This window comes from Okeanomitos corallinicola TIOX110, from assembly GCF_038050375.1.
Lineage (GTDB): Bacteria > Cyanobacteriota > Cyanobacteriia > Cyanobacteriales > Nostocaceae > Okeanomitos > Okeanomitos corallinicola.
Genome location: NZ_CP150886.1, coordinates 979,856 through 1,005,424 on the forward strand (window position 1 = coordinate 979,856; position 25,569 = coordinate 1,005,424).

The following is a 25,569-nucleotide window of genomic DNA, read 5'->3' on the forward strand; positions in this document are numbered from 1 at the left end:
CAACTCTGTCACCCACCATAAATGTGAGGAAATCCTCATTCACAGTTGCAAAAATTCCGATCTTATTGATAAGCTGAAACACTAACAAGATAAGCCTTCTGGCGGTTTTTCTGTTTTCACTCCCCCACAGGCCAAAGCAATATTAGGAGATATTTGACGTGAATGCAGCTGAACAGGCAACAAACCTTGAACAGGCCAGCAAAATTGCTACAGTAGTTAATCTGTTTAAACTAGAATTTCCTGATGCTAAAAGCGATCTTCAACCTTGGCAAAATGACCCAGAAACCAGAGAATTGATAGATCCTGATTCCATAGACATCGGTTTTCACTTCCCCGGAATTAGTAAATCTTGGCGCAGTCGTAGTGTGTTATTTCAAATTCGTTTTTATCAAGATCCTATTCATAAATCTCGTCGCGCTATTGGGATTGAAGTATCGGGATTTGATCATCGTGGCCAAGTCTGGCGATTATCTACAGTCGAACAATGGAGTTTTTTTGGTGAATCTTTGCCTTCTCCTGCGGTGAGTGACAAACTCAAACAGATTTGCCGACAAATATTAGAAATTTTTAACATCAATACCAATATCTAAAAACTAAAACTGATAAATCACAGAGTTACCAGATAACAGAAATATCGAAAATTTTCTGCCATAAATTAATTCAATTAATTTTGTACGTCGCATGAATCAGCGCGTAAACATTCCCAAGGTGTTATCTACCACTAACATTACACCAAGGAAATCTATGCGCTTTCCCCCATCAGGCAAAGAACTCAATTTCTCCGCTTTATTTGCTATTAAGTGTGTCAGCTTTACGTTTTTTTTTGGAACTTTAATATTTTGTGGTTTTTATATCGGTTCTTTCATGATCTCCTATGTTACATCCAACTTAAACACTATTACCCCTACCTCCATGGTTGGTATTAAAGATCAAAAAGAATGTCAAAACTCTGGAGGAATTTGGAGTAATACTCAGTGTTTGGAGAATTAAGGTTTTTGTAGAAATAAATTGGTCGGATGACCCGCAATCGTCGCAAAATCCCTAACTAAAACTAATGCTGAAGTTAGGGATTTAATTAGGGCTTGCTGAATAAATCTCAAAACATTACAGGTAAACGATTTTAGCGATTTTGACTTTCAAAAAATGCAAGCTTTGATGAGGTGAGAACTGAAAAACCTTGCATTTAATTCCTGCTTCAAGGAAAAATAGTTCCCATCCAACTCTTGAAACTGTCACCTGTCACCTGTCACCTGTCACCTGTCTCCACGACAAGACTTTATCAGCAACCCCTAATTATGGCTTAATTTGTGACAGACGTTTACCTAAAATATTTGAAATTACGCAGACCAGTATAACCAGTAATATTTGCTAGTTCTTCTAAATTTTGTACACCACCATAAATTTTGCCATTAATAATCCAAGAAGGAAAACCCTGAATTTTGGCATCTCGACAAACTTGTGGTTTACCTTTAGGACTATCCGCAGCACATTCTACAGCAATATTATCACTGATGATTTGATAAGCTTCTTTACCAAACAATAGCTTTTGTTCGTGGCAATGAGGACACCAATAAGCTACATATTCCTTGGCATCAGTTTGGATTAAATGTTTTGCTAAAGCGATTTCTGCTTCTCCAGATACAGTGGTAATTTCCCAGCCAAATTCAGGGTTAGGCTGTTCTTTGGGAGAAAAAGCAGCTATCTGCTGGACTCCATCGGTAGATCCCACAGTTCCATCTTTATTAATGCCAGAGTAAACCCCCAAAGTAGCAATTAACGTCACCATAGCGACAATCAAACCATTAAATAGGATTTGCCCAACATCTTCCCAGTCTCGGCCTAAAATGGTCAAAGTTAACATACTCAAAGCAAATAAGGCCGAAGCAATACAGTACCAACATAAGGCTTTGAGTTCAAATGCCAGCACATACATTAAATATGCACTGAAAACTGACATGGCGATCGCCCCAAGTAGTAAAAACCACCAGGTCAAGTTTTCTATTTGTTTAAGGTTTTTCTTGCTGTCTTTTTCCCCTGACTTGAATGCTAAGGGAGCTAAAGCCAAGATCAACATACTCATATATGCCAACAACCCAAACAAAGCTAAGGGTTGGCCAAACACTGTTCCCCAAGGACTAGAAAGGACATCAGTACAACCTTTAACATTTTCTGGGGTAGTACAAACAGGACTACCTCCTGTGAGCTTTTCGTAAGTGAGATACCCTGTATTGAGGATACCAAGACCAGCGATCGCTCCAATCAAAGGACGCGACCATTTATGAATCCAAGGAGTAGAACGACGACGAATCATAATTGGTGATTAGTAATTGGTGATTGGTGATTAGTAATTGGTGATATTACCCATTACCTCATTACACATTTACGAATGTAATTTTAATGAAGAATTCGATTTAGTTTCACCTTTAGAACTCCAACTGCGATGGGCAGCTTCTACAAATTGACTCACACGAATTGGGTCAACAGGTTGGGAAATTTGACCATGACGTTTTAAGGAACTAGAAACAATTACACCATCTGCTCCTTGCATTAAAGTACCCACATTTTCCCAGTTAGCACCACTACCAACAAAGACGGGAGTATCTCCAGCTGCATTGGAGGCTAATTCTAAATCCTCTAAATTGGGCGGACTGCCAGTTGCCCAACCTGATAAAATTACCCCATCAGCTAAACCCCTCTCTATCGTGTCTTTAACTGCAACTGTGAGGTTAGGAGAACTTAAAGGACGGGCGTGTTTAACTAACACATCAGCCAATATCTTCACATCAGCACCTAATTCCCGACGATAGCGCAGTAATTCATGGGCTTCCCCTTCAATTAATCCTTGATCAGTGGCCATCACTCCTGTGAGGACATTTACCCGGATAAATTGGGCTTTTACACAACTGGCGATCGCCATTGCACTTTTACCATCATTCCTTAAAACATTTAAACCCACAGGTAAAGTGACTAAATTTTGTATCCGTTGTACTACCACCGTCATGGCACTGACAACAGCCGGATCAACATGATTTTTTGTAAACGGAGCATCAAAAAAGTTTTCCACAATTAAACCATTTACCCCTCCACTAGCTAGGGCTGTAGCTTCTTGTTCCGCGCGGTCAATTACAGCTTTGAGACTACCTCCCCAACGGGCTGAGGTCGGTAGGGGTAGCAAATGAACCACCCCAATAATCGGTCTGTGAGTTTTGAAAAGTTGATGTAATTCCACGTCTTTAAATTTACTAATGCGTTATTCAAAGTTTTTAAGTAAGCAATCAGCAATTAGCCAATAACAGCAAGAGCAAAAATTCAGAAATTTGCCCTGGTTTTGAATTTTCGATTGAGGATTGATTCCCAGAATCAATTGCTTGTACCATCAAAAAATTATTGGTCAAAATACAGCGATCACAAATTTTCAGATCCATATCAAACAAAAGTTTTAAAAAGCTGATAGCTGATAGCTAATAGCTAATTGCTTCGGCGGTTCATTCAAGATTTAATCAATCTCCTCTTGCTGAAGATGGAAATTAACGTTAAACCTTTCATAAGATATGTTAAGATAAAACCTGACTCGAAGAGGAGTTTGCCACTCACAAGAACTAAGGCAGTTTCCCTTTAACTAGGCATCTTGTACGCACACAGTCGTAGCAGCAGTCTCAGATATAGGGCAGCACTACTGGTTTATAAGGCGTAGTCGCATAGTGCGATTTCCCTGAGGGTAGCGACTTCTCAAAAACAGCCCTTTGGGCGGCTTCCCGATGGGTAAATTAACAACGCACACGCTGCGGTGGTGTAAAATACCAAATAGGCGAATCGTTAACAAATATTGAAAGTGTCAAAATTAACCCAAGACACTTGAATTTACCCTGGGAAACAAATTAATAAAAACATCATAGCATGACCTTAATCATGAATAATGATTAGGGTGATACTTCTACGGGCATTTACTAGCAGTGGTAAAAACCATTGTCAAGTCCTATTAAAAGGTGCAGGAGAAAGCGCCTGAAAATCTCTGTAATGCTTGAAAATGTTTAACTTTACGGAAAAAAAATTGAAGATATTTTCAAAATATGGGTGACAAGCCAACAATTGCCATTTCACACCTGGGCTGCGAGAAAAACCGAATAGACACAGAACATATGTTAGGACTGTTGGTAGAAGCAGGCTATGGTGTTGATTCCAATGAAGAGTTAGCTGATTATGTAATCGTTAATACCTGTAGTTTTATTGAAGCCGCTAGGGAAGAATCGGTAAAAACCTTAGTAGAACTGGCAGAAGCCAACAAAAAAGTAGTAATTACTGGTTGTATGGCGCAACACTTTCAAGAGCAATTATTGGAAGAGTTGCCAGAAGCAGTAGCAGTAGTAGGGACAGGAGATTATCACAAAATAGTCAATGTGATTGAGCGAGTAGAGCAGGGAGAGCGAGTCAAAGAAATCAGTGCTGAACCGACCTACATAGCTGATGAAACAACACCAAGGTATAGGACTACAACGGAAGGAGTAGCCTACCTAAGAGTTGCAGAAGGATGTGATTATCGTTGTGCATTTTGTATCATTCCTCATCTTCGAGGCAACCAGCGATCGCGTACTATTGAATCAATAGTGGCCGAAGCCGAACAACTGGCTCAACAAGGGGTAAAAGAAATCATTCTCATATCCCAAATCACCACCAACTACGGCTTAGATATTTACGGTAAGCCAAAACTAGCGGAATTACTGCGAGCTTTGGGGAAAGTAGAGATACCGTGGATTAGAATGCACTACGCCTATCCTACCGGGCTGACTCCAGATGTAATAGCGGCAATTCAAGACACGCCAAACGTCCTACCCTATTTAGACTTGCCCTTACAGCATTCTCATCCAGAAATACTGCGTGCCATGAATCGTCCTTGGCAGGGTCGTGTTAATGACAGCATTATTGAGCGGTTGAAAGTGGAAATACCATCAGCTGTGTTGCGAACCACATTTATAGTTGGTTTTCCTGGAGAGACACAAGAGCATTTCCAGCATTTACTAGACTTTACTCAAAGACATGAATTTGATCATGTTGGTGTCTTCACCTTTTCCCCAGAAGCAGAAACACCTGCCTACAGCTTAACTAATCAAGTTTCCACAGAAGTAATGGCGGAGCGTCGTGACCAAATTATGGCACTCCAACAACCAATTTCCCTGGAAAAAAACCAACAGGAAATCGGCAAAATAGTTGATGTCCTGATTGAGCAAGAAAACCCCCAGAGTGGAGAATTAATCGGTCGTTCTGGCAGATTTTCTCCAGAAGTGGATGGTCAAGTATATGTTGCAGGCCAAGCCAGGCTAGGAACTATCGTACAAGTAAAAATTCACAGTGCCGATGCTTACGACCTCTATGGTCAAATTGTCAGCTAAGGAATGGTGACAGGTGACAGGTAAGAGATGATTTTCAATTAACTACCTATTACCCATGACCAAATTTAATAAGTATCGGTATTAAAAGTCCAAAAAACACAAAAAAATCTAGGAGAATTAATGAGTCTTACTTTCCAAGAACTAGGTATTTCCCAAGAGCGTGTTGAGCAATTAGAAAAAATTGGCTTTACCGCACCTACAAATATTCAAGCTCAAGCCATTCCTGAACTGTTATCAGGTCGTGATGTAGTTGGTCAATCCCAAACAGGTACAGGTAAAACCGCTGCTTTCTCGCTACCAATGTTAGAAAAATTGGATGTGGGCAAAAGAGCAGTGCAAGCCATTGTGTTAACACCCACCCGTGAACTAGCAATGCAGGTTCATGATGCCATCTCCCAATTTATGGGTGACGATGGATTGCGGGTATTAGCTATCTATGGTGGACAGTCAATTGATCGGCAGATTTCCCAACTCAAACGTGGTGTTCATGTTGTTGTCGGTACTCCCGGTCGAATGATTGATTTATTAGATCGGGGTTCTTTAAAACTAGACCAAGTGAAATGGTTTGTTTTAGATGAAGCTGATGAAATGTTGAGTATGGGCTTTATTGATGATGTGATCAAAATTTTGTCCCAAGCTCCTAACGAGCGTCAAACCGCGTTATTCTCGGCAACCATGCCCCCATCTATTCGTCAACTGGTGAACAAGTTCCTCAATTCTCCAGTTACCGTTACCGTGCAACAACCTAAAGCTACACCTAACAAAATTAACCAGGTAGCTTATTTAATTCCTCGACATTGGACAAAGGCTAAAGCTTTACAGCCAATCTTGGAAATGGAAGATCCAGAAACAGCTTTAATCTTTGTGCGGACTCGACGGACAGCAGCAGAATTAACCAATCAATTGCAAGCCGCCGGTCATAGTGTGGACGAATATCATGGTGATTTATCTCAGCAAGCACGGGAAAGATTATTGATTCGTTTCCGTAACCGTCAAGTGCGCTGGGTGGTAGCTACAGATATTGCCGCCCGTGGTTTAGATGTGGATCTGCTTTCCCACGTCATTAATTATGACTTACCGGATAGCGCAGAAACATACGTTCACCGGATTGGTAGAACCGGTCGTGCTGGTAAGGAAGGAACTGCAATTTCTTTAGTACAACCCTTTGAACGTCGTAAGCAACAGGCATTTGAACGCCATAACCGCCAAACTTGGCAGGTGTTGACAATTCCTACCAGAGCGCAAATTGAAGCTCGACATATTCAGAAGTTGAAAGATCAGGTTTCCGAAGCTTTAGCCGGTGAACGGTTGGCTTCATTCTTGCCTATTATTAGCGAATTGACTGAAAAATATGATGCTCAGGCGATCGCTGCTGCGGCTTTACAAATTGCCTATGATCAAACCCGTCCCGCTTGGTTGCAAAATGGTGTAGATGTTCCCGCAGAAGAACCTACCCCCAAACCCAAAAAGCGTCGTGATGGTGGCGATCGCAACCGTTCTTGGTCTAAATCTGACAGAAATGGTGGTGATAACCGTCCAACCCCCAAACCAAAATTACGGAATGATCGCCGTGAACCTTCCATTACACCCGGTAATCAGAAATTAGGCTCTCATAGAGAATAGGTAACAGGCACTACGCCTCTGTGACAGATGACGGATGATTGACTATTTTTCCCTTTCTCAATCAAAAATGGGATTTTGTGTGGAAATTTCTTATTTCCAGGGTTGGGTGATTTGCTCTAACTCGCCTAACTCATCATCGGTCATGTTCCAACCTAAAGCGCCGACATTCTGTTTTACCTGATCGGCGTTTTTGACTCCCGCAATGGGTATTACGTTCCCCTGGGCAATTAACCAGTTAAGGGCTACTTGGGCAGGGGTACAATCATATTTTTCCCCAATTTTTGTTAATAAAGATAAAACTGGCGCAATTTTATTTAAACCATCTTGACTAAATCGCGGGTCTATGCTTCTAGCACCTGTAGGTTTGTAAGCAGTTGTATATTTACCTGTTAATAATCCCTGAGCTAAGGGACTGTAAGCTAATATTGTGATGCCTAAATTACGGGCAGTTTGTAAAATACCATTAGTCTCGATTTGTCTTGTTAATAAAGAATAACGCACTTGGTTAACTGCTAAAGGTACTCCCCGTGCGGATAAAGTTTTGTGTGCTGCTTGCATTTCCGCCGCCGAATAATTACTGACACCGATTGAGCCAATTCTTCCCCGCTGTACTTCGTCGGCTAAGGTATTCATCAAAGTTTCTTGACTAAGTAAAAATGTAAATGGCCAATGAACTTGGTATAATTCTATTCTTTCAACCTGTAGCCGTTTGAGACTTTCTGTCAACGCTTCAGATACAGATTTGCCATCCCAACGCCAGGGTAAAGGACCAAACTTAGTCGCAACTTGCACTTTTTCGGGGTTTTGTTTCATAAACTTTCCTAAAAACTGTTCAGAAAGTCCTAACCCGTAAATTTCCGCAGTATCAAAGAATGTCACCCCAGCTTCTACAGCAGCATTAAAAGCCGCTTGTAACTGTTCTTCCCCGTAAGCATCACCGTAATTCCAAAAAAGTTTATCACCCCATGCCCAAGTTCCTATACATAGGGGGGGGACAGTTAAGCCAGTTTTACCTAGTGTGATAGTTTCCATGTTGTTAAAATAATTATATTTACATTTCTTTACCTTTTTTAGTTTAGCGTCTTCTCTCAACTTGTTCAGGTGAATCGAAAGAGTTGAGGGATTTCAGTTTATCTTATTTAATGAAAGGTTAAATTCTGTAAGCAATAGCAGCAAGTAACTATGGCAGGTGAAATTTTTGATCCCCCAACAGAATATCTAGCAAAACCAAAAGTCAATATAGTGACAATGTTTAGGCTAGGATTATTCCAGATGGGGTTAAGTATGATGTCTATTTTGACTCTGGGGGTACTGAACAGAGTCATGATTCAAGAAATAGCTATTCCTGCAACCTTAGTCTCCTTAGTTTTAGCCTTACCAGCTTTTGTTGCACCGACAAGGATTTGGTTTGGACAGATTTCCGATGTTAAACCCTTTTTAGGTTATCATCGCACAGCTTATGTATGGGTAGGAGCGGGAATATTTGCGATCGCTGCCTTTTTAGCGATACAAGTGATATGGTTGTTAAACGCAGCAAGTGGTGATACCTGGGTATGGACAACCCAAACCATGGGTTTAACAGCACTTTTAGGTTTAGTTTTTGCTATTTATGGTTTAGCAATTTGTTTAAGTGGGACAACATTTGCAGCTTTATTAGTAGATATTTCCGAAGAAGATAACCGTTCCCAAGTCGTTGGTATTGTTTGGTCAATGCTAATGGTAGGAATTATAGTTGGAGCAATTGTTAGTTCCAGTTTATTAAAACAACTAGATGGTGATGCAACCTTGGAAACCTTACAAAATGCCGTTAATCGCCTATTTATGGTTGTTCCCGGTATTGTTTTTGGGTTATCAATAATTGCTACCTTTGGTGTAGAAAAAAAATATTCCCGATTTTCCCAACGTTCCACACCAGGAAACCGAGAAGATAGTATTGGTTTAGGTAAAGCATGGTCAATATTAACAGCTAGTCCCCAAACAGGTTTGTTTTTCACATTTTTATTAGTGATGACAATTAGTTTGTTTATGCAAGACCCAATTTTAGAACCTTATGCGGGTCAAGTTTTTAATATGCCTTTATCTGAAAGTACCCAACTCAACGTTTTTTATGGGACAGGAATTTTAATTGCTTATGGGATCACAGGGTTTTTTATTGTGCCAAGATTAGGTAAAAAAAGAACTATAAGATTAGGTTGTTTTTTAGTCGCTTTTTCGGCTTTACTACTTGGCTTTTCTGGGTTTTCTGCTAATCCTAACGTGCTAAAAGTTGGGTTAGTGATATTTGGTTTATCTACAGGTTTCTTAACAACTGCTGCTGTTAGTTTAATGTTAGATTTAACTGTTGCAGAAGCCGCAGGTACTTTTATTGGTGCTTGGGGATTAGCACAATCTATATCTAGAGGTATAGCTATCTTTATCGGTGGTACTGTTTTAGATATAGGTCGTAATTTATTACCTAATAATTTAGTCTTAGCTTACGGTTTAGTTTTTGCTTTAGAAGCATTAGGAATGATCATATCACTAAGTTTTTTAAGTAAAATAAATGTGCAGGAATTTCAAACTAATACTAAACAAGCTTTAGCTTCTGTTTTAGAAAGTGATCTAGATTAGATAATAGGTAATAGGTAATTTAATTTATCTACTTTCCTATAACTAATGACTAATGAACAATGACTAATAACAAATAACAAATGAATGATTTTTGGAATTCGATTTTAGATTTTTCCGAAACTACTACTACCAGAGTCGGAAAACAATTAATGCGGGATTTTGGCAAAGTACAAGCTTCTCAAAAAGCCGATGGTAGTTTAGTTACTCAAGCTGATAAATGGGCTGATCAAGAAATTAGAGATGCGATCGCCTCTAATTTTTCTGGTTATGGTATTTTAAGTGAAGAAAGTGATAAAACTTTTCCCGATACAGAATGGTGTTGGGTAATTGATCCTTTAGATGGGACAACCAACTTTACACGGGGTATTCCTATTTGGTCAATTTCTCTCGGTTTACTTTATCGAGGTACACCCATTTTTGGTTATGTTTACGCCCCACCATTAAATCAAGCATTTCATGGTTTTTGGCCTGGTTCATCAGGGTTACAAACACCAACAGGAGCATTTTTAAATAACCATCCTATTCATACCAGTAAAGATTATCCGAGTGGGAATCACTTTTTTAATCTTTGTTCTCGGAGTACGGGAATTATTCAACCGGGATTTCCTTGTAAATTAAGAATGTTAGGAGTTGCAAGTTATAACTTTTTAACCGTTGCAACTGGTGCAGTTTTGGGAGGTATTGAAGCGACTCCCAAAGTATGGGATATTGCAGGTGCATGGGTAATTCTACAAGCTGCTGGTGGAAGTTGGATATCATTAAAAAATGACCCTTTTCCATTAATATCAGGGACAGATTATAGCAATATATCTTTTCCCACAATGGTTGTTAGTGATCCAAAAGTGGAATCTGTATTTACACCATTTCTAGAAGGTATTAAATTGTAATTAGTAATTGGTGATTGGGAAAAACTAATGACTAATAACTAATGACTAATGACTAATAATAAAATCATGAAAGCACTTTGGCTAGAAAATAATCAACTACAATTAAAAACAGATATTCCCATTCCTCAACCAGCAGATGGAGAAGCTTTAATAAAAGTTTTGCGTGCAGGAATTTGTAACACTGATTTAGAATTACTCAGAGGTTATTATCCCTATCAAGGAATTTTAGGTCATGAGTTTGTAGGAGTTGTTGAAAAAGGTTCAGAACATTTAATTAATAAAAGAGTTGTTGGAGAAATTAACGCAGCTTGTGGTTATTGTCGTTTTTGTTTGCAAGGAGTACCTACCCATTGTGAAAATCGTACCGTTTTAGGTATTGTGAATAGAAATGGTGCTTTTGCTGAATATCTATCTTTACCTGAAAAAAACCTGCATATTGTTCCAGAAAACGTTTCTACAGACGCAGCAACTTTTACTGAACCTATTGCAGCAGCTTTAGAAATTCAAGAACAGGTAAAAATAACTCCAGATGATAGAGTTTTAGTAGTGGGAGATGGAAAATTAGGACAATTAATTTCTCAAACTTTAGCTTTAACTGGTTGTGATTTATTAGTAGTGGGAAGACACAAAGATAAATTACAAAATTTAGAAAATCTGGGAATAAAAACAGGTTTAGCTGATAGTATCAAAGATAGAAGTTTTGATATTGCTGTTGATTGTACAGGAAATCCTGAAGGTTTTGCTACTGCACGTCGCGCTTTACGTCCTAGAGGTACATTAGTTTTAAAAAGTACCTATGCTGGTAATTTAAGTGTGGATATGTCTTCATTAGTGGTAGATGAAATCACCCTGATAGGTTCTCGTTGTGGTCCCTTTTCTCCCGCGTTGGAATTATTAGCGACAAACCAGGTAGATGTCACACCACTAATTAATAGTTATTATTCCCTAAGTGAAGGTCTAGCAGCTTTTGAAAAAGCCCAAACGAAGGGAGTTTTAAAGGTATTGTTGGATATGAATTAGTAAATTTAAAAAACAAATCAACTCACATTGATGCTGCACCATTGCTAACTAAACGTTTAAATAAAGCTGCTGACCAACCGGTTTCTTTTAAAACTGCATTTGTGGCAACATCTATATAAGATTGTTCAATAAATGCTAAATCAATCATGCAAATTTTGCCCAAAGCTGCTTGTAATTCTTCTGATTTTCCTTCAGTTTTCAGCTTTTTCCCAACTTCATTAACTACTGTAGCCATACCTGGGACTATATGTTGGGGTTGAATGCCAACTTTAACATGAACTAAACCTATTTTCCATCTTCTTTGGGCATAGTTATCACCCCAATTATCAATACCTGTAAACATTTCATGAAACCAGGTAACAAAGGTTTGTTTTAATCTATGAACTCTTCCTTCGGTTTCGTTTAAAACCGCGTTCATTTCCTCATCACGTCCTAAATAACCATAGAAATGATCTGCCATTTCTGCGGCAATTTCTAATCCCCAATCTGCATTTGCTTTTAAAATTTCTTTATCTTTTTCTGTAAAATCAAATCTTCTGACTAAGGTAGTCATAAATACTACTGGATCTATACTCATAATTTATCCTTTAGCTTTGCTATTTACTTGTTGTAATTTAACTTACAAAGTTGAGGAAGTTGTGAAGATGGCAATATTTGTAACAAATATTTGTAGTTTGTATGGGAATTTACATAATTTGATGTCAGAATCATGATATCTGGTTACTGAGCGATAGTCGAAGTACAGGATTTAAGGATATAGAGGATGGTATCAGATCCCCAACTTGTTTTTTAGTAATCTTCTCATTTATCAGATTAATTATCATAGAGGTACAGAGCCTTTTTCCACAAACTAAAATATTAATTAGCCTGATAATCTTTACAATTAATGGCTTCTTCTGTGTTAGCAATGTAAGGATTTACCGTACATTTAAGGCGGTAATTATTAGTAAAAAACTGGCATTTATGACAGGGGATTTGGTGCATTTTTTTGGCAGTTTTTACAGTATTTTTAGTTACTATCCATAAGTTTAGAAATACTAAAATAATCATACTCCAAGCAACAACAAAGCAAATCGGAATTAGGAATGGTTGTATTCCATGAATGAGAAAAGATAAAAAACTTAACACGGCAAATTCTAATAAAAGTGAGGAGTTAGGAACTAATATAACTCCTAACTCCTGATTGATCACTTCTAGCTAAAGATATATTAAGCTAAATTCCTGCGTGTCCTAATGCTAAACCTGTGACTAACATTCCAAAGACTAGGAAAGGTTGAGCGCTGGCTTGATATTTAACATCATTAGCGATGGGGTCACGGAGAAAATACATATCCTGGAAAGTGATTTGAGGAATGATTAATAATACCAGGATGGCAGCGTAGAGATTTTCGTGAATGGTGACGAGATAACCTGCAACTAAACCTTGGAATAAATCAATCATGACTACACAAATTAAAGCCGCAGTTTGGATACCAAACATGACTGGTAATGATTTTAAACCGAGTTGGCGATCGCCTTCAACACTTTTGAAGTCGTTAACAATAGCAATACCTAAACCAGCCAAACTATAAAATAAAGTGAGAACTACAATCTTCCAATTTAGCTCACCAAATAAAGCATGACCAGCCCACCAAGGTAGAGCGATATAACTTGCACCTAAAGCATAGTTTCCTAACCAACCATTTTGTTTTAATTTTAATGGTGGTGCAGAATAGATATAGGCGATAAAAGACCCAAAAACAGACAACATTAAAACATTAGGAAATTCATGACCTGCCCATAAATCTAAAGTGTAGGCTACTGCATATCCTAATAATACTAAAAGCACGAATTGGCTAATTACTTGTTTTTCCGAAATTGCCCCAGAAGGGATCGGTCTGTAAGGTTCATTAATTGCGTCTATTTCCCGGTCATAATAATCATTGATGGTTTGGGTGTAACCAGTTAACAAAGGACCAGAAAGCAACATACACAAAGCTGCTTTTAAGACATTTTCCAAACTCCAGGTGTAATTTCCTGAAGATGCTGCACCACAGACCACACCCCAGATTAAAGGAATCCAGGTGATAGGTTTCATCAACTGTAAACGAATTTTCCAGATTGATGTTTCTCCGGTTGCAGCACCTTTCATACCCAGAAGTTGACGAGTTTTCGCATTACGATCTTCTAGGTTTGTTGCTGGCTGATTTGTAGATTCTACTGCCTCATTTGGTTGAGGATTTTGATTAATGGGATTTGATTCAGACATCAGATGTAATAGGTAATTGGTGCTAGGAAAAGAAAGGAACAGGGAACAGGGAACAGGGAATTTTCTCACTATCTCGCTATTTCCTACTGTCACCTGTCACCTGTCACCTGTCACCTGTCAAAACTAAAAAGAAATTATCAAATAACTATTTTGAAATTTTGCCCCGGTTATGGGTTTACCACTGAGAGCGGGGGGTAAGAAGATATTACGGCGATGATCTCCAGCTTCCACCGTGACCTCTGGCCCTTGTTGAGTGAGTTTGACTTGTTTTTTATCAAAACCTGGTAAAAATAAGCGTACTTGACGATTATGTACGTCTATTTCCATTGGTTTAGGTGCTTTTGATGCTTGTTCCATAAAATTAGGTAGGGCATCTATCAGGGGTTGCCATTCACCTTGAGATACATCGGGAACAATGGTCACTGGTAGAGGTGTAAATTCTGCGGCTAGGTCAGTGTTATTATCGGCAGATACTAAAATAGTGCCACCAATAGTTAAACCAATTTGTTGAGCAGTACCCCAAAGGTAACGGGAACTTGCTACATCTAGGGTATCTGGTGTTGTCACCAAAAAAGCAGCGATCCGGTTTGGATTAGCTAAAGCAGCTTTTCCTTGATCGAGTAAATTATTAACTTGGTTAGTGGGTTGGGCAAAATTATCAGCTGTCCAGTTAACATTAAATAAACTGGTGATCACCGGTTGAATCAGAGGAGATTCAGATATTGCTTTACCCAAGTCAGAGTTAACAAATAATTGCCGAAAGCGCCGCACATACCAACTCAAGGATTCTGGCATTCCCAGCATCCGCAAAGTGGAGTTATCTCCTGTGCCATCATAGATAATTACGTCATATTTGCCACTGGCATCATATTCACGAATAGCATTGAGAGCGAGGGCGTTGTCCATACCTGGTAAAACTACCAGTTCTTGCCCGTACACCTCTTTAAAAATTGGTGTGCGGAGATATTGAGCTTCTAGTTTTTTCAATTCTTCCCAGTTGCGTTCTAGCAGTACAGATGCTTGAAACTGTACTGCTTGCAAGTTGGGAGCGATTTCTTGGGGGTCAGGAGACAGGGTAGTTTCCAGTAAAATTGGCAACGTTGGTTCTGCTAATCCTGCTAGAAGTACCCGTTTGCCTTGGTTTGCCAATAGCTTGGCTGCGGCGATCGCTATTTTGCTACGAACGATGCCGTTTTTGCCTAAAAATGTCAGTATCAAGGCCATTTCTTGAGTTCCAATTACCGCCTATCGTTTCAACTCCTAACTTAGCATTCATCTAAAACTGTCACTTGACTATACAGTTTTAATTTCATCATCAAAGAACCAGGTGGAGAAGTTGTCGTCAAATTTGACTACTACGCCAATACCCATACCATCAGTAACTTTGTAGCCTTCAATTATGCCTACTTTGCCGAGTTTTCCAGCGATAGAGGCAGATACGCGATCGCGCAAACGAACTACTTTAACCTTTTGTCCGATTTCCATATTTAGTTACAATCCAATAATCCAAGTCTCAGTGTAGCGGAATCTGGGACTTTGTTGGCATTGATAAAGGAGAGGTTAAAGCAGCTATCCTAGCTCAAAGGTTAAAATAATTAGGTGTAGATCCTGATAGTTGGAGTTAAATTAATGCTGAAAATAGGATAAAATGCCGGAATGATTTGGCAATGGCCTGTGGTGGTACTCAAGAATGACCCTTTCTATTAAAAATAATTTAACTAAATTACAGGTGCAGCGTTACTGGGAATTATTGCACGTCTTGGTATCGCGGACATTAAAAGTACGCTATCGGGGTTCATTCCTGGGTGTTTATTGGTCGTTACTAAATCCTTTAATCATGACAGGACTTTACACTGCCATTTTTGGAGCTACCTTTGCATCTTACTATGGAAACTCGATCATTAACTACGTATTAGCAGCATTTACAGGACTGATAGTAATTAATTTTTTCTCAGCTTCCACATCCCAAGCTCTAGCCAGTGTAGTTGGGAATGGAGCATTATTAAATAAAATCCGTTTGCCAGTTAGTGTTTTTCCTGTATCAATGATAGCAGCAAATGTATTTCAATTTTCTGTTGGGGCATTTCCGTTACTAGCATTAATCACTTTATTCAACTCCAAAAGTCTGATCAATGTCCTAGCCTTAGTGTTTCCATTTCTGGCATTAATTCTAGTCTGTACAGGAATTGGGTTTTTGGTCAGTGCTTTATATGTATTTTTCAGAGATTTGCCTTACTTTTATGAGTTAGTTACATTTGTGATTTGGATTAGTAGTCCGGTATTTTATCCCGCAGCGATTGTACCACCCCAAGTTAAGCCATTTTTAAGTTTAAATCCCTTATCACCGATAATTGAAAGTCTACGTCAAATTACATTATCAGGTGCAGCACCAGATTTAGGGTTAATATGGGGGGCGTTACTTGGTGGCATAATTATTTTATCTTTGGGATGGACTTGTTTTCATTTGTGGCGACATCAGTTTATGGATTTATTGTAGATAGACTTGTTTTAATTGATGGCGATATCAGTTTATTGATTCGGTTTAATATAGCTATTATTTGATAATAATACAAATTAGATAGTGATAGTTTATAATTAATTTAAAGATAGTAATTTATCCTCATACTTCTAATAAAAACTATGGCTTTAACCGCACAAGAAATAGAAGCATTAATGCCAGATTGCACCGAACTTCTCAGCGACGAACCAGAAATGGAAAGCTCATTACACTATACACAATTATTAATATTAGTCACTTGTTTAGAATGGTTATGGCGTGATCGGAAAGATTTTTTTATTGGTGCAAATCTTAGCATTTACTATAGCCGACAACAGTTAAAAAATCGAGACTTTAGAGGACCAGACTTTTTTCTAGTCAAAGACACCCAAAAACGTCCGCGTCTGTCTTGGGTAACATGGGAAGAAGATGGTAAATATCCCAATGTGATCATTGAATTACTTTCTGATTCTACAGCCAAAGTAGATAAGGGATTGAAAAAACAGTTGTATCAAAATCAATTCCGCACTCCTGAGTATTTTTGGTTTTCTCCTAATACCTTAGAATTGGTAGGATGGCGATTAACAGATAGTGAATATAAAACTATTCCAGCATCAGAAAATTCCTGGTATTGGAGTCAAGAGTTAGGTTTATATTTAGGAGTTTGGGAAGATAAGTTAAGATATTTCACGGTTGAAGGAAAATTAGTTCCTACACCAGAAGAAGCTAATTTAGAAGAAATTAGAAAAGCTGAAATTGCCCTCCAAAGGGCAGAAATTGAAGAACGAAAAGCTGAATCTGAACGTAAAAAAGCTGAATCTGAACGTCAAAAGGCTGAATTTGAACGTCAACGTGCTGATGAAGCAGAGAATAAAGCAGCTATTCTAGCTCAAAAATTGAGAGAACTAGGCGTTGAACCTGATAGTTTGTAAATGAAGGCGTTATTGGTGGGATAATTATTTTGTTTTTGGAATGAATTTGTGATAGTTAAGGATGGGAATGGAGTATGTATCAAAATAATCCACCTCTGCCACCCGAAGAAACTATGCCGACAATGTATGATTTACCTAGCGAGTTAGTAGGAGAATCAGGATTGCCGGATGAATTTCATTGTATACAAGCAGATTTACTCAGTGAAACTTGTCAACCTATCAATTATTCATCTGAGGAAATTTTACTAGCCAGCGATTTAAACCTTTATTATGATCCTCGTCATCCTGGTTGGTATAAACGCCCGGATTGGTATATGGTATTAGGGATTATTAATAGTAATCAACAGGAACATTTACGTTTAAGTTATGTAGTATGGCAAGAAGGAATTGCTCCTTTTCTAGCAGTTGAATTACTATCACCAGGAACAGAACAAGAAGACTTAGGACGAACTCTCCGGGAAGTAAATAAACCCCCAACAAAATGGGAAGTATATGAACGCATTTTGCGTATTCCTTATTATGTTGTTTATGACCGCTATGAAAATAAATTTCGTGGTTTTAAACTACATGGTACTCGTTATGAATCTATAAATCTCTCAGAAAACCGCCTTTGGTTAGAAGAAATAGAAATGGGTTTAGGTTTATGGCAGGGAAGTTATCAAAATATAGAGGGTTTGTGGTTGCGTTGGTATAATGCTGATGGTTGGTTGCCAACATTAGCAGAAAAAGCTGAGGCTGAACGCCAAAAAGCTGAATCTGAACGTCAGCGTGCTGATGGAGCGGAGAATAAAGCAGCTATTCTAGCTCAAAAATTGAGAGAATTAGGTATTGAACCTGATAGTTTGTAAATTAGGCATAAATTAAGCAAAAACTATGACTACAACTGTAAAATTAACAGAGGTCAAGATTGAATATCCTAGTAGTGATAATGAACCAGTGGCAGAAACCTACATACATCTTTATGCAATTTTAACAACCTTAGAAGTTCTCAAACAATATCTTACAGGCAGACAAGCGACGGTACTAGCAAATCAATTTTTATATTACGCCCAAGGTTTTCCCAAATTAAGAGTTGCTCCAGATGTCATGGTAATTTTTGATGTACCTCCTGGTGGTAGAGATAATTATAAAGTTTGGGAAGAAGGACAAGTTCCTCAAGTTGTATTTGAGATGACAAGTGCTGGCACTCAGAAACAAGATCAAGAACAAAAAAAATTATTGTATGAACAATTAGGTATTTTAGAATATTGGTTATTTGATCCCAAGGGAGAATGGGTAAATCAAAAATTGCAAGGTTATAGATTACAAAATGAGATTTATCAATCCATTACAGATAACCTATCTCAACCTTTGGGATTACGTCTAGAAGTAGAAGGAGAACTTTTGAGATTTTACCGATTAGATACAGGTGATAAATTACTGATACCAACAGAACTGGCAGAAAGAGCGGAAAGTGAACGTCAACGAGCGGATAAATTAGCGGCAAAACTGCGTGATTTAGGGATAGATCCTGATAGTGTAAGTTAAGAGAACATAATGACTACAACAAACCTAACAGGGGATGGACTTGTTTTCATTTGTGGCGACATCAGTTTATGGATTTATTGTAAATGGAAGTCATTCGACTAGATCAAGTTTGTTTATGGAGACGTACACAGGAAGAGTTTTCTTATGACTTGAAGAAAACTATACTATCCATAGTAGAAGGTAAATATCGCCAACCTGCCAAAAAATTAGTTTTAGATCATGTTGATTTAGTAGTTGACAAAGGCGAAAAAATTGGGATAATAGGTGCGAATGGTTCTGGTAAATCCACGCTGTTAAAAATAATTTCCGGAATCTTACAACCTACCACCGGAACAGTAAGAGTAAAGGGTCAAGTTGCTCCTTTGATTGAGTTGGGAGCGGGTTTTGATCCAGAAATTTCAGTTATGGACAATATACTCCTTTATGGTGTATTGTTAGGATTTTCTAGGTCTGAGATGAAAGAAAGAGCCAGGTCTATTTTAGAGTTTGCGGAGTTGGAGGATTATGCTTTAGTTCCAGTCAAGGGTTTATCATCCGGTATGGTGGCTCGTTTGGGTTTTGCGATTGCTACGGATATGCAGCCGGATATTTTGATTTTGGATGAGGTTTTATCTGTGGGAGATGAGAGTTTTAAGAATAAGTGTAAGCAGCGGATGGATAGTTTTTGGGATGGGGATACTACTGTTTTAGTTGTTTCACATGATTTAGGATTCATAAAAAGTTCTTGCGATCACGCGGTTTGGATTGAGAAAGGTAAATTAAACCTCATGGACAAGGCCGATAAAACAGTAGAATGTTATTTAAGTAATTTGAAACCAATTTAAATTTGATGTAGTGCTAACTTGCATTTCGTAATTAAATTGTTACTACAAAATATTCATATTTGAAACTTGAAGCATCCCAACTTATGTTTAGTGAAACTGCAATAGTTAAGAGTAACTTCATTGGCGAAAATACAGAAATTAAAAACTTTGTTGTAATTGAAGAAAACGTAAAAATTGGTAATAATGTTATTATCCATCCTCATGTAACCATAGAATCGGGAGTAGTTATCGGAAATGGAGTGGAAATATTTCCAGGAGCATATATTGGTAAACAGCCAAAAGGAGCAGGTGCTACAACGAGAGTATTAGATTTTGAGCGAAAAATAGTTATAGCTGATAATTGCTCTATTGGTCCTAACAGCATAATTTATTATGATGTGGAGATTGGAAAAAATACTTTAATTGGTGATAACGCTTCTATCCGAGAAGGAGTTAAGATAGGAGAATTTTGTATTCTTAGTAGAGGAGTTACTGTAAATTATAATACTTGTATAGGTGATCGCACAAAAATTATGGATTTAACTCACATTACAGGTAACTGTGAAATTGGGGATGATGTATTTATAAGTGTTTTAGTAGCTACTACTAATGATCGTGCAATTGGCAAATTGGGATATGATGAAGAACGTGTTCAAGGACCAAAAATTGGCAACAAAGTGGCTATTGGTGCAGGAGCAAACATTCTTCCTGGAGTTTGCATTGGTGACGGATCTGTCATTGCTGCTGCATCTGTAGTAAATAAAGATGTCCCATCTGGCAAAATGGTTGCGGGGAATCCAGCGCGTTCAATTAAAACTGTAAGTGAATAAAAATGTAACCACCTATGAAAACATTAATTTAATTAATCATCTATTTTGTAAATATCTTGCATGAATAAATTCATGATAGAAATAAATTTAGTTTTTTGAAAACGCAATTGTACAAGTATAAAGTATATAGATTGCCGCGTTTATCAGATATCATGAATTCATTTACACATAACAGTATTGATTGGCATTTTTAAACCTTGTAAATTTATGATAAGCAACTGTAAAATTATAGAATTACCTAAAATAAAAGATCCTCGGGGAAACTTAACTTTTATAGAAGGTGGAAAACATATTCCATTTGACATTCAGCGTGTTTACTATCTATATGATGTTCCAGGTGGTGCAGAACGAGGTGGTCATGCTCACAAAGAGTTACATCAATTAATTATCGCAATGTCTGGCAGCTTTGATATCTTGTTAGACGACGGGCATGATAAAAAACGTTTTTATTTAAATCGGTCTTATTATGGACTTTATATTTGCCCCATGATTTGGAGATCTATTGATAATTTCTCATCCGGTTCTGTTTGTATGGTTCTAGCATCTAACTTTTATGACGAAGCTGATTACTACAGAGACTATGAAGACTTTTTAGGAGATGTATGGAAAACAAAATAGTAAAAGTTCCATTTGTTAATATGGAAGCTAACTATAAAGAGATTCAGGAAGAACTAGACATAGCCTACCATAGAGTAATGCGATCAAGTTCGTACATTCTTGGTCAGGAAGTTGAGGCTTTTGAAAGTGAGTTTGCAAATTACTCTGAAACAAAATACTGTGTTGGAGTTGGTAATGGTTTGGATGCTTTACATCTTATTCTCAGAGCAATGGGAATTGGATCTGAAGATGAAGTAATAGTACCAGCCCACACATACATTGCTACATGGCTGGCAGTTTCTTATGCTGGAGCAAAACCAATACCAGTAGAGCCTGATGAACAAACCTATAATATAAACACTACACTTATTGAGGCTGCTATTACAAAACGTACTAAGGCGATTTTAGCAGTTCATCTTTATGGTCAACCTGCCGACATGGATGCTATTCAAGAAATTGCCAGAAGACACAATCTTAAAGTAATTGAAGACGCAGCACAAGCTCATGGAGCAAGATATAAGGGTAAGCGTGTTGGTAGTTTGGGAGATGCAGCGGGTTTCAGCTTTTACCCTACCAAAAATCTAGGAGCTATTGGTGATGGAGGCGCAATAACAACTAATGACGCTGATTTAGCAGAGAAATTACGTATGTTGCGTAATTATGGTTCTCGTGTTAAGTATGAGAATGAGATACAAGGTTTTAATACTCGTCTTGACGAAATGCAAGCCGCTTTCTTGAGAGTCAAGTTATCTAAATTAGATGATTGGAACAATCGTCGCGTAAATGTAGCAAATCAATATTTAGAAAGTCTGACTGAATATACTCATTTAACTTTGCCTACTATTCCGAGTTGGGCTGAACCTGTGTGGCATTTATTTGTTATTCGTCATTCTGATAGACTGAACATAGAAAAGCACTTACATAACAATGGGATAGGGACACTTGTTCATTATCCAATTCCTCCACATTTATCAGGTGCTTATGCTGGGAACAATTGGGATGTAGGAAGTTTTCCTGTCACAGAGAAGATATCTCAAGAAATATTAAGTATACCGATGTCATTTCACATGACGTATGAAGAAGTACAGACAGTCATAAAAAATTTAATTGAGGCAATTTAAATGGGAGTAAATCAACCATTAATTAGTGTTGTAATGACTACATACAATCACGAAAAATATATTGATGAATCCATACGAAGTGTATTAGAACAAACTTTTAGCAACTTTGAATTTATCATTGTCAATGATGGCTCTACTGATAACACTGATAAAATCATTCAAAGCTATTTAAATGACAATAGAATTATTTATATTTTTCAAGAAAATCAAGGACCTAGTGCTGCTGTTAATCAAGGTATTTTGAAAGCAAATGGAAAATACATTGCTCTCATGTCTGGAGATGATATATGTTATCCTGAACGCTTACAGAAGCAGTATAACTATTCCAATTTAGAAGCAACAAGAATAATTTTTTCATGGGTTGATTTTATAGATGATGATAGTAATCAATTAGCCAGTAAACATTTTGCTAAAAACTTTTTTAATGCTACGAATAAAACTAGAGCAGAAATTTTGAAATCCTTATTTTTTAACGGTAATTATCTATGCAGTGTAACTGCATTTATTGAGAAAAACATACTATTAGAAGCTGGATTATTCAATCTCTCATCAATTCAGTTGCAGGATTTTGATATGTGGATAAAGCTAGTAAAAAAATATGAAATTTCCGTAATACCAGAAAAATTAGTCAAATACAGAATTCGTAATGATTCCAAAAATTTAAGCCATCCAAACAATAATTATCTACGATCTGGTTTTGAAAGTTGCCAAATATATAGAAATTTCTTCGATGATGTTTCCATAGAACTATTTAAAGAATCTTTTAGAGATAAAATAAAAAATAATGATTTTCATGAAGGTATTGAATATGAATTAGAAAAGGCTTTTTTATATCTGAATTCTAATTTTATTTATGTTAGAAATATTGGTGCTGAGAAATTGTTTTACCTTTTACAAAATCATCATATTCTAGCTATTGCCAAAGAAAATTATAGTTTTGGATTAACTCAATTATATGAGCTAACTAATGATATAGATAATTTAAATGGTATCTTCTCTAAATATAGTACAAGATTTTATAAAATTTATAAACTATGGATTAATTTGGCAAGGCTAATTAAGGCTAAAATAGTAAAATAGAGATTACTCACAAAAAAGGTTGATGATATATGAAAATTCTTTTTCTTTCAGATTCTTATATGCAAGATGGATCTTTTGACCCATTCAGAAAGGAAGTATTGCAAGCCATATCTTTGTATGGCAGTGAAACAAAGGCTGTCATAACCAACCATTTTTTGTATAGTAACAGTTCCAATATCAGATTTTTTCAAAACTTCAACAAAGTAGTAGAGGATATAAGAAAGTTTAACCCCGATATTATTTTTTCTATTAATAGAGCAGGCTTAGTAAAAGAATTGACAGATGTTATATCTACTGATGCAGTGTATATTACTTGGTTCATTGATTCTTACGAAAGAGTTCCAGAAAACCTACTAAAATTTACTACTCAAGATATTGTTTGGCTGACAGGATTAAGAGAATACACTGATAATTTTTGTTGCAGATACGGAGTAAAGACAGATAAAATAATTTTTTCACCATTTGCTACTAATACAGATGTTTTCTATCCTCAGAATCAGGAAAGAACCATTGATGGTTGCTTTGTAGGCACTGCATTTTCTAATCAGTCCTTTGTCAACACCTTAAATTGTGTGGCTGAAGATGTAGAGGAAAGGAATATATTGATACATATTCTTGAATCTCATAAAAGTAACTACATCTTTGATATAGCAACTGTTTTGCAAGAAAAAGGATATACAAATTATGAGGAACATACTAGAGAAAACTGGCAAATGATATTCGACGATCAGATATCAATTGAAAAAAGGATCAGATTTATTAGTACATTGCATGATTTTAATATCAAAATATATGGTGAACCAAATCATCTGTGGATTCAGTATCTAAGCATTTATAAAAGTAGTATGCTTGCTAAATACCAGTATGAACCTATAAGAACACCAGAGGATTTAGCACACCTTTATAATAAATCAAAAATAGGAATTAATATTTTGCATCATCAAGCTTCAAATCACTCTCTACCAATTCGCGTTTTTGACTTAATGGCTTGTAAAACTTTACTGCTTACAGAGAAAACATCAGTAAATGCTCTTCATCAGATAGGATTTATAGAAAATGTTGATTTTGTTTGCTTTGAAGATGAAAAAGATTTAAAACATAAATTTGAATTTTATTTAAAAAATGATACTGCAAGAGATAAAATAGTTGAGAGTGCTTATTTAAAAGTAAAAAATTTTCATAGTTTAAAAATAAGAATAGAAGAAGGTATTAGTAGATCACTTGGAGAAAAAGTCAATGTTAATAATTATAACCAACGAAAAATAGAAGTTATTGATTCTAGCTTATTCAAGCTGGTATCTCTTGAAAAAAGGGAAAAGTATTTACATTTTATAAAAAAACACTCACGCTTTTTCAAGAAGAGTTTCCCGGGTACTTGGGAGGTATTAAGGATAACAGCTTTGAAACTTAAAATATTACGTTAGTTATGCAATATTTTATCTATAAATGACTGAATATAGCTACCATGCAGTAAAAAATATCTAGAAGACAAGTATGAATTGTCCATCAACTAAATCAATATCAGTAATTCTAGTTAACTATAATGGAGCGGATATCTTAACAGACTGTATAAATTCATTAGAAAAATTTACCTCTAATGACAACTTAGAAATTATCATAGTTGATAATAACTCTCAAGATAATAGTATAGATAATTTAGAGAATAAATATGCTGATATTAAATTGATGAAACTAATGAAAAATGTTGGTTTTGGAGCGGGAAACAATGCTGGTGCAAAAATAGCTACAGGGGAATTTTTATGTTTTTTAAATACTGATACAATTCTTATAGAGAATACACCTCAAATACTATTAAATTATCTTCAACAATATCAAGATGTGGCAGTTGTAAGTCCTCGTATAATATTTAAAGATGGTAGTTATCAATTATCTTCCGGGAAATTACCAAGCCTAATAGTAGAATTTTTTGACAAAATTAAATACGGATTAGATAGTAAATTTCATAGTATATTGTCAAGATTTTATGATAAACAAAATTCATTAACTAAAGAAGTAGGTTGGGTAACAGGTGCTTGTTTAATGATAAGGCGAGATGTATTTGACAAATTGGGAGGTTTTGATGAAACATTTTTTATGTATTTTGAAGATAAGGATCTTTGTAAACGAGTTAATGATGCTGCCTTTAAAGTGGTTTATTATCCACAAACGAGTTTAATTCATTTGTTAGGCGGAAGTTCCAGAAATGCAAAAAAAAGTGTTAACCATTATTATAGAAATAGTCAAATATATTACTATCAAAAACATCTAGGTACAATTCAAACGGCAATTTTAAAATTATATTTAAGAATTTCTGGTAAGTAAAGTTGAGTAAAAATTTAGCGATTAATTGTGATTGCATTTCACTACTAAATTCTTATGATAAAAGTTCAGTTACTTAATAAGTTTC

Annotated in this window: 26 protein-coding genes; 18 read left to right on the forward strand and 8 right to left on the reverse strand. The window is 36.7% G+C overall.

From position 1 onward, the window contains the following. The first annotated feature begins 158 nt into the window (after positions 1-158). Both WJM97_RS04195 and WJM97_RS04200 read left to right on the forward strand, forming a co-directional pair. Entirely contained in the window at positions 159-590 is a 432-nt protein-coding gene (locus WJM97_RS04195; RefSeq protein WP_353931793.1) for a hypothetical protein, read from the forward strand. A gap of 91 nt (positions 591-681) precedes the next feature. Continuing rightward, on the forward strand, positions 682-990 hold the full coding sequence (locus WJM97_RS04200; protein WP_353931794.1) for a hypothetical protein: 309 nt from the start codon (positions 682-684) through the stop codon (positions 988-990). 328 nt (positions 991-1,318) lie between these two features. Here the strand turns inward: WJM97_RS04200 and WJM97_RS04205 are convergent, their stop codons facing one another. Then, the gene (locus WJM97_RS04205; protein ID WP_353931795.1) at positions 1,319-2,311 is read right to left on the reverse strand and encodes a vitamin K epoxide reductase family protein; all 993 of its coding nucleotides are present in this window, start codon (positions 2,309-2,311) and stop codon (positions 1,319-1,321) included. A 69-nt stretch (positions 2,312-2,380) separates the two neighbouring features. Further along, positions 2,381-3,229: a photosystem I biogenesis protein BtpA gene (gene btpA / locus WJM97_RS04210; RefSeq protein WP_353931796.1), complete on the reverse strand. Its 849-nt coding sequence runs from the start codon at positions 3,227-3,229 to the stop codon at positions 2,381-2,383. An 841-nt stretch (positions 3,230-4,070) separates the two neighbouring features. Between btpA and rimO the strand changes: the two genes are divergently transcribed. After that, positions 4,071-5,387 carry a 30S ribosomal protein S12 methylthiotransferase RimO gene (gene rimO / locus WJM97_RS04215; RefSeq protein WP_353931797.1) on the forward strand — a complete coding sequence of 439 codons (1,317 nt, stop codon included), beginning with the start codon at positions 4,071-4,073 and terminating at the stop codon, positions 5,385-5,387. A 120-nt stretch (positions 5,388-5,507) separates the two neighbouring features. Then, on the forward strand, positions 5,508-7,010 hold the full coding sequence (locus WJM97_RS04220; RefSeq protein ID WP_353931798.1) for a DEAD/DEAH box helicase: 1,503 nt from the start codon (positions 5,508-5,510) through the stop codon (positions 7,008-7,010). Between the two features lie 90 nt (positions 7,011-7,100). Here the strand turns inward: WJM97_RS04220 and WJM97_RS04225 are convergent, their stop codons facing one another. After that, positions 7,101-8,042: an aldo/keto reductase gene (locus WJM97_RS04225; RefSeq protein ID WP_353931799.1), complete on the reverse strand. Its 942-nt coding sequence runs from the start codon at positions 8,040-8,042 to the stop codon at positions 7,101-7,103. 150 nt (positions 8,043-8,192) lie between these two features. Between WJM97_RS04225 and WJM97_RS04230 the strand changes: the two genes are divergently transcribed. The 3 genes from WJM97_RS04230 to WJM97_RS04240 all read left to right on the forward strand — a co-directional run bounded on the left by WJM97_RS04230 (position 8,193) and on the right by WJM97_RS04240 (position 11,527). After that, positions 8,193-9,620, forward strand: coding sequence for a BCD family MFS transporter (locus tag WJM97_RS04230; protein ID WP_353931800.1), 1,428 nt, complete (start codon positions 8,193-8,195; stop codon positions 9,618-9,620). Positions 9,621-9,700: 80 nt separating this feature from the next. Continuing rightward, complete coding sequence (locus WJM97_RS04235) at positions 9,701-10,507, forward strand: inositol monophosphatase family protein (RefSeq protein WP_353931801.1); 807 nt, start codon at positions 9,701-9,703, stop codon at positions 10,505-10,507. 66 nt (positions 10,508-10,573) lie between these two features. Then, positions 10,574-11,527, forward strand: a complete 954-nt coding sequence (locus tag WJM97_RS04240) for an alcohol dehydrogenase catalytic domain-containing protein (protein WP_353933103.1) — start codon at positions 10,574-10,576, stop codon at positions 11,525-11,527. A gap of 22 nt (positions 11,528-11,549) precedes the next feature. Here the strand turns inward: WJM97_RS04240 and WJM97_RS04245 are convergent, their stop codons facing one another. From WJM97_RS04245 to WJM97_RS04265, 5 genes are all read right to left on the reverse strand, one after another. Further along, the gene (locus WJM97_RS04245) at positions 11,550-12,104 is read right to left on the reverse strand and encodes a protoglobin domain-containing protein (RefSeq protein ID WP_353931802.1); all 555 of its coding nucleotides are present in this window, start codon (positions 12,102-12,104) and stop codon (positions 11,550-11,552) included. 281 nt (positions 12,105-12,385) lie between these two features. Beyond that, a complete protein-coding gene (locus tag WJM97_RS04250; protein WP_353933104.1) occupies positions 12,386-12,655 on the reverse strand; it encodes a hypothetical protein in 270 nt (89 codons plus the stop codon). 85 nt (positions 12,656-12,740) lie between these two features. After that, a complete protein-coding gene (chlG, locus tag WJM97_RS04255) occupies positions 12,741-13,775 on the reverse strand; it encodes a chlorophyll synthase ChlG (RefSeq protein WP_353931803.1) in 1,035 nt (344 codons plus the stop codon). 123 nt (positions 13,776-13,898) lie between these two features. Continuing rightward, the gene (locus WJM97_RS04260; RefSeq protein ID WP_353931804.1) at positions 13,899-14,999 is read right to left on the reverse strand and encodes an ArsA family ATPase; all 1,101 of its coding nucleotides are present in this window, start codon (positions 14,997-14,999) and stop codon (positions 13,899-13,901) included. Between the two features lie 69 nt (positions 15,000-15,068). Further along, a complete protein-coding gene (locus WJM97_RS04265) occupies positions 15,069-15,260 on the reverse strand; it encodes a DUF2862 domain-containing protein (protein WP_353931805.1) in 192 nt (63 codons plus the stop codon). Positions 15,261-15,465: 205 nt separating this feature from the next. On the opposite strand from WJM97_RS04265, the gene WJM97_RS04270 reads away from it, so the two are divergent. From WJM97_RS04270 to WJM97_RS04320, 11 genes are all read left to right on the forward strand, one after another. Further along, a complete protein-coding gene (locus tag WJM97_RS04270; protein WP_353931806.1) occupies positions 15,466-16,272 on the forward strand; it encodes an ABC transporter permease in 807 nt (268 codons plus the stop codon). A gap of 143 nt (positions 16,273-16,415) precedes the next feature. Continuing rightward, complete coding sequence (locus tag WJM97_RS04275) at positions 16,416-17,204, forward strand: Uma2 family endonuclease (RefSeq protein WP_353931807.1); 789 nt, start codon at positions 16,416-16,418, stop codon at positions 17,202-17,204. Between the two features lie 74 nt (positions 17,205-17,278). Beyond that, positions 17,279-18,052, forward strand: coding sequence for a Uma2 family endonuclease (locus WJM97_RS04280; RefSeq protein WP_353931808.1), 774 nt, complete (start codon positions 17,279-17,281; stop codon positions 18,050-18,052). Positions 18,053-18,077: 25 nt separating this feature from the next. Beyond that, the gene (locus tag WJM97_RS04285) at positions 18,078-18,731 is read left to right on the forward strand and encodes a Uma2 family endonuclease (protein WP_353931809.1); all 654 of its coding nucleotides are present in this window, start codon (positions 18,078-18,080) and stop codon (positions 18,729-18,731) included. A gap of 83 nt (positions 18,732-18,814) precedes the next feature. Beyond that, positions 18,815-19,555 carry an ABC transporter ATP-binding protein gene (locus WJM97_RS04290; RefSeq protein WP_353931810.1) on the forward strand — a complete coding sequence of 247 codons (741 nt, stop codon included), beginning with the start codon at positions 18,815-18,817 and terminating at the stop codon, positions 19,553-19,555. Positions 19,556-19,614: 59 nt separating this feature from the next. Further along, entirely contained in the window at positions 19,615-20,364 is a 750-nt protein-coding gene (locus tag WJM97_RS04295) for a DapH/DapD/GlmU-related protein (protein WP_353931811.1), read from the forward strand. Between the two features lie 207 nt (positions 20,365-20,571). Next, positions 20,572-20,982 (forward strand): FdtA/QdtA family cupin domain-containing protein, encoded by a 411-nt coding sequence (locus tag WJM97_RS04300; protein ID WP_353931812.1) that lies wholly within the window; start codon positions 20,572-20,574, stop codon positions 20,980-20,982. Further along, positions 20,967-22,082: a DegT/DnrJ/EryC1/StrS family aminotransferase gene (locus WJM97_RS04305; protein ID WP_353931813.1), complete on the forward strand. Its 1,116-nt coding sequence runs from the start codon at positions 20,967-20,969 to the stop codon at positions 22,080-22,082. Before WJM97_RS04300 ends, WJM97_RS04305 begins: the two co-directional genes overlap by 16 nt. Beyond that, on the forward strand, positions 22,083-23,162 hold the full coding sequence (locus WJM97_RS04310) for a glycosyltransferase family 2 protein (protein ID WP_353931814.1): 1,080 nt from the start codon (positions 22,083-22,085) through the stop codon (positions 23,160-23,162). It abuts the gene before it with no gap. 29 nt (positions 23,163-23,191) lie between these two features. Continuing rightward, on the forward strand, positions 23,192-24,586 hold the full coding sequence (locus WJM97_RS04315) for a glycosyltransferase (RefSeq protein ID WP_353931815.1): 1,395 nt from the start codon (positions 23,192-23,194) through the stop codon (positions 24,584-24,586). A 70-nt stretch (positions 24,587-24,656) separates the two neighbouring features. Beyond that, positions 24,657-25,484, forward strand: a complete 828-nt coding sequence (locus WJM97_RS04320; protein WP_353931816.1) for a glycosyltransferase family 2 protein — start codon at positions 24,657-24,659, stop codon at positions 25,482-25,484. Positions 25,485-25,569 lie beyond the last annotated feature (85 nt).

Excerpts from the sequence above, each read along its gene's own strand:
- WJM97_RS04300 (WP_353931812.1), top strand. The coding sequence starts at position 20,572 with ATGATAAGCAACTGTAAAATTATAGAATTACCTAAAATAAAAGATCCT.
- WJM97_RS04260 (WP_353931804.1), bottom strand. The coding sequence starts at position 14,999 with ATGGCCTTGATACTGACATTTTTAGGCAAAAACGGCATCGTTCGTAGC.
- WJM97_RS04310 (WP_353931814.1), top strand. The coding sequence starts at position 22,083 with ATGGGAGTAAATCAACCATTAATTAGTGTTGTAATGACTACATACAAT.
- WJM97_RS04280 (WP_353931808.1), top strand. The coding sequence starts at position 17,279 with ATGTATCAAAATAATCCACCTCTGCCACCCGAAGAAACTATGCCGACA.
- WJM97_RS04245 (WP_353931802.1), bottom strand. The coding sequence starts at position 12,104 with ATGAGTATAGATCCAGTAGTATTTATGACTACCTTAGTCAGAAGATTT.
- WJM97_RS04270 (WP_353931806.1), top strand. The coding sequence starts at position 15,466 with ATGACCCTTTCTATTAAAAATAATTTAACTAAATTACAGGTGCAGCGT.
- WJM97_RS04225 (WP_353931799.1), bottom strand. The coding sequence starts at position 8,042 with ATGGAAACTATCACACTAGGTAAAACTGGCTTAACTGTCCCCCCCCTA.
- WJM97_RS04230 (WP_353931800.1), top strand. The coding sequence starts at position 8,193 with ATGGCAGGTGAAATTTTTGATCCCCCAACAGAATATCTAGCAAAACCA.
- WJM97_RS04235 (WP_353931801.1), top strand. The coding sequence starts at position 9,701 with ATGAATGATTTTTGGAATTCGATTTTAGATTTTTCCGAAACTACTACT.
- WJM97_RS04320 (WP_353931816.1), top strand. The coding sequence starts at position 24,657 with ATGAATTGTCCATCAACTAAATCAATATCAGTAATTCTAGTTAACTAT.
- WJM97_RS04205 (WP_353931795.1), bottom strand. The coding sequence starts at position 2,311 with ATGATTCGTCGTCGTTCTACTCCTTGGATTCATAAATGGTCGCGTCCT.
- WJM97_RS04285 (WP_353931809.1), top strand. The coding sequence starts at position 18,078 with ATGACTACAACTGTAAAATTAACAGAGGTCAAGATTGAATATCCTAGT.
- WJM97_RS04290 (WP_353931810.1), top strand. The coding sequence starts at position 18,815 with ATGGAAGTCATTCGACTAGATCAAGTTTGTTTATGGAGACGTACACAG.
- WJM97_RS04220 (WP_353931798.1), top strand. The coding sequence starts at position 5,508 with ATGAGTCTTACTTTCCAAGAACTAGGTATTTCCCAAGAGCGTGTTGAG.
- WJM97_RS04275 (WP_353931807.1), top strand. The coding sequence starts at position 16,416 with ATGGCTTTAACCGCACAAGAAATAGAAGCATTAATGCCAGATTGCACC.
- WJM97_RS04265 (WP_353931805.1), bottom strand. The coding sequence starts at position 15,260 with ATGGAAATCGGACAAAAGGTTAAAGTAGTTCGTTTGCGCGATCGCGTA.
- WJM97_RS04200 (WP_353931794.1), top strand. The coding sequence starts at position 682 with ATGAATCAGCGCGTAAACATTCCCAAGGTGTTATCTACCACTAACATT.
- WJM97_RS04240 (WP_353933103.1), top strand. The coding sequence starts at position 10,574 with ATGAAAGCACTTTGGCTAGAAAATAATCAACTACAATTAAAAACAGAT.
- chlG (WP_353931803.1), bottom strand. The coding sequence starts at position 13,775 with ATGTCTGAATCAAATCCCATTAATCAAAATCCTCAACCAAATGAGGCA.
- rimO (WP_353931797.1), top strand. The coding sequence starts at position 4,071 with ATGGGTGACAAGCCAACAATTGCCATTTCACACCTGGGCTGCGAGAAA.
- WJM97_RS04315 (WP_353931815.1), top strand. The coding sequence starts at position 23,192 with ATGAAAATTCTTTTTCTTTCAGATTCTTATATGCAAGATGGATCTTTT.
- WJM97_RS04305 (WP_353931813.1), top strand. The coding sequence starts at position 20,967 with ATGGAAAACAAAATAGTAAAAGTTCCATTTGTTAATATGGAAGCTAAC.